This is a genomic window from Nostoc cf. edaphicum LEGE 07299, from assembly GCF_015207245.1.
In the GTDB taxonomy this organism is placed as follows: domain Bacteria; phylum Cyanobacteriota; class Cyanobacteriia; order Cyanobacteriales; family Nostocaceae; genus Nostoc; species Nostoc edaphicum_B.
The window spans coordinates 1-3,121 of the sequence record NZ_JADEXF010000792.1 but is presented as its reverse complement, the minus strand read 5'-3'; the positions used below and the strand labels follow the sequence as shown (position 1 = coordinate 3,121).

The following is a 3,121-nucleotide window of genomic DNA, read 5'->3' as shown; positions in this document are numbered from 1 at the left end:
CCTCAATGGTGTAATTAGTATCGGGAGAATGGTATTGCCAAACATCGATGGGTTTAGCACCACCCAACGCTTCAAAACTGTCGCGAATTGTTTGGCGCAAATGTTCTGGGTTGCCATTGCTTGTCCAGTTGCCATCGGGACGCATCAATCCACCCTTCGTTGCCACAATTACTTGGCTAACATCGCCTTTGTAACTGGTAAGTGCCTTGTGAATTAATCTCTCGTTGTGGTGCTTATCTGACTCATCTTTGCAGTAAGAATCGGCAGTGTCAATAAATGTAATACCCAGATCCAAGGCACGATGAATAACTTGGATTGATTCCGATTCGGGAGGACGATTAGAAATTGACATGGGCATACCACCCAAACCGATCGCACTTACAAAGATACCAGTTTTTCCTAGTTGTTTGGTTTCCATGCTTCTAGCTATAGCTTTCTGCCCCAATTATCTATCAGTTAGTTATTCCTTATAAATCCTCCCTAGTACTTAGACTTGAGGATAAGTGAATCTCATTCTTCTTTCTGCTAGGTGTGAGAATACCACATTATTTGACAAACAACCGTCGTTGCCTCTAACTTTTAGCTAATAATGAGTACTAATCTAAGATTTAGTATTTAATTTTATTCAAGTCATGTTTGATTGCAGTTTTGGTGAATTTAATTCTTATTCAAGCTTGCCAATATTTAGATCCATTTGCCATTTTCTTAAAGGAGGAATAGTTGCGAACCAGTAGATTACTTAATAATATTTACGCACTTAAAACAGACGTAAATATCATTAAGCAGTTCTGCTGGCTAAATTATTTTCTCTAAATTTTCTCATAAATTTAGAGAAAATAATTAATAGCCCTCTATAGTATAACCAGCAGATTGAACCATCTGTTTAATTGACTCTTCAGAAGCCGCAGCATCTACAGTTACAGTTTTAGTATCAACGTTTACATCTACTTTGGCATCAGACTCCATAGTCAGAATAGATTTAGTTATTTTCTTGGCGCACTCATCACCTTTAATATCTGGAACTTTCAATTGAATTGCCATTACTTACCTCATTACGTAAACTTAAATTTACATTTAAGAAATATAATATCGATTTTAAGAGTGAGCGCACATCTTACTTGAGTTAGGGAATTGACCGTTACAGAAATAGTAATAACTAATAGTTATATCTAAATCGTTATTGAAAAATATTTAGGCAGCAAAACCAAAATAAAATACCAAAATATATAAAACTTTTTATGAAAATGCACTTAGTACTACTAAGTTATAAAAAGCCGCTTGTTTAGTTGATTCTGAAGACTCCACCAGACATTCACTCTGTTTTTCTAGGCGTTGCTGTTTGACGTAGTTGTTCTTATAGCACTGTCCAATCGTACAAGCGTCTATACGTAATTCACAAAACCTTTTTATCTGTAGTTTTTAATTTATTGTATGCTTCAGATACTTTTGCCCAACATTTGGAGTACATATAGATTCAAAAAACAGCTATCTTGCGACATAAATATACTGTCGGCTTCGCAACAAAGACTTTCAGTGACACAATTATGATAGGAGTGTTGGACACTGCTAATTTGGGTATTGACGATAGAGACTGCTTCACATTGCGAATGGAAACGATTCCTGAAATGTGCCATTAGTTAAAGTGCGATCGCTAGAAGCAACGAAAAAATTAGCATTTTTCGTTTGATTTATTTTCTAATCTCTACAATTAACAGTGACGCTCTAAAACTTGCTAATGCTTCTCTACAAGACGCTACACCTAGCTTGTTTTTGCGTAAGGGCACGCTATAAGTGACGCGCGCCTTCAGGATGCTGAAGTCATCTTGCTCATAAACACAACCTAGTCAACTACAAATACCCACTTTGTCAGTTTGTCTAATTGAGATATGTTTGGTAAATAAAATAAGTAGCCTACATCATCGGCTGTTATTCCACACTTGACATAAAGCATTGTGAGTGCAAAACGTCTGCCAGAAACTATTGCCCATGTCAGAATTACCCGCCAATCCTGGCAACACGGCTTCCTAGAAGGCGAAGTGAATGCGGGTGAGTTTGAGTGGCATTTCCAGTGGCATTTTCGCCGGGGAGAACTTGCCGTCAAGCCTTCCAAAGGCCGCGCCTTAATTAAAGAACCCCTCGGTCGATTTTTGGAGCAACAAGATTATCAGCTAGAGCCTGGAGGAGACTATGCTTTTACGATTCGGGCGGAACTTTAGAAGTTAGGAGTTAAGAGTTAGGAGTTAACGATCTAATTCCTCACTCCTGACTGCTTAGTGTTGATTCTGTGAGGCGATTTAAGTATCTTTCGATTAAGAGGATGGCAACAATGTCATCTATAGGTCTTGGTGGCTGCCGCAGACCCTGTGGCAATAGCTTTATTAGCCCTTTGGGCGGGAACATTTGCCAATAGCGATCGCGTGCTTCTAAAGTTGTGTAGCGCTCATCCACTAAAATAATACTCAGCGGTTCTGTCAATTCTTGATATAATTTCTGTCTCCACTCTTTGGCTGTAGTTTGGTCGCCCATGACCATCAAAGAGATCGGAAACTTTTGACGCAGTGTCTCAATGGTAGCGATCGCCTCTTTTGCTAGCACGACCTGATGATAATACAGTTGCCGATCCAGTCCCATCACCGCTAAACCACACTTATCTCGACCTGGATCAAACCCCAAGATGACTGGTTGCGTTGGTGAAAATTCACGGAAATTCATAATTAATTAAAAATTAAAAATAAAAAATGTACCCTTACAGGGATCTTGCTACTCGTAGTGTCTGCTAAATAAAAAATGCAGCTACAGCAACTATTTTGACTGCTGTTCAATATGTTTAAATCTTACTAATAACAGTGTGCAAATTATTTTTTAAGTACTAAAAATAATTTTTCCGTTAACTATTGCCACCAACTTTACTCTCAATGGCCCGGCTGTATAAGTATTGTCTGCTGCGATCGCTTTGATCTCCAAGGGTTGATTATACCGTCTTAATTGGCTGACAAAGCGCAGAAAAGTCCCCTCTACTTGCACATTTTCGACAATTCCAGCATTACGGGCACGAAATTGAGAAGCAGAAATCAGTATTTCTAGCCGCTGCTGTAATTGATAAGATGTCATGGTTTTGGAA

General features: G+C 38.7%; 4 protein-coding genes and 1 pseudogene. 1 reads left to right on the top strand and 4 read right to left on the bottom strand.

The genetic code is table 11. The features are described from left to right. The coding region (locus tag IQ229_RS20750; protein WP_194046957.1) for an aldo/keto reductase at positions 1 to 418 on the bottom strand (418 nt) is incomplete at its 3' end. Positions 419 to 840: 422 nt separating this feature from the next. Continuing rightward, entirely contained in the window at positions 841 to 1,041 is a 201-nt protein-coding gene (locus IQ229_RS20745) for a heavy-metal-associated domain-containing protein (RefSeq protein ID WP_099104264.1), read from the bottom strand. A gap of 911 nt (positions 1,042 to 1,952) precedes the next feature. Here IQ229_RS20745 and IQ229_RS20740 point away from each other — a divergent pair. Beyond that, on the top strand, positions 1,953 to 2,216 hold the full coding sequence (locus IQ229_RS20740; protein WP_194046955.1) for a DUF3146 family protein: 264 nt from the start codon (positions 1,953 to 1,955) through the stop codon (positions 2,214 to 2,216). 40 nt (positions 2,217 to 2,256) lie between these two features. Here IQ229_RS20740 and IQ229_RS20735 read toward each other — a convergent pair whose 3' ends face one another. Together IQ229_RS20735 and IQ229_RS20730 are read right to left on the bottom strand one after the other, a co-directional pair. After that, entirely contained in the window at positions 2,257 to 2,712 is a 456-nt protein-coding gene (locus IQ229_RS20735) for a pre-16S rRNA-processing nuclease YqgF (RefSeq protein ID WP_194046953.1), read from the bottom strand. Between the two features lie 150 nt (positions 2,713 to 2,862). Beyond that, positions 2,863 to 3,121: pseudogene (locus IQ229_RS20730) on the bottom strand (DUF3084 domain-containing protein); the annotation flags it as partial.

Coding starts and splice junctions, on each gene's coding strand:
- IQ229_RS20745 (WP_099104264.1), bottom strand. CDS start 1,041: ATGGCAATTCAATTGAAAGTTCCAGATATTAAAGGTGATGAGTGCGCC.
- IQ229_RS20735 (WP_194046953.1), bottom strand. CDS start 2,712: ATGAATTTCCGTGAATTTTCACCAACGCAACCAGTCATCTTGGGGTTT.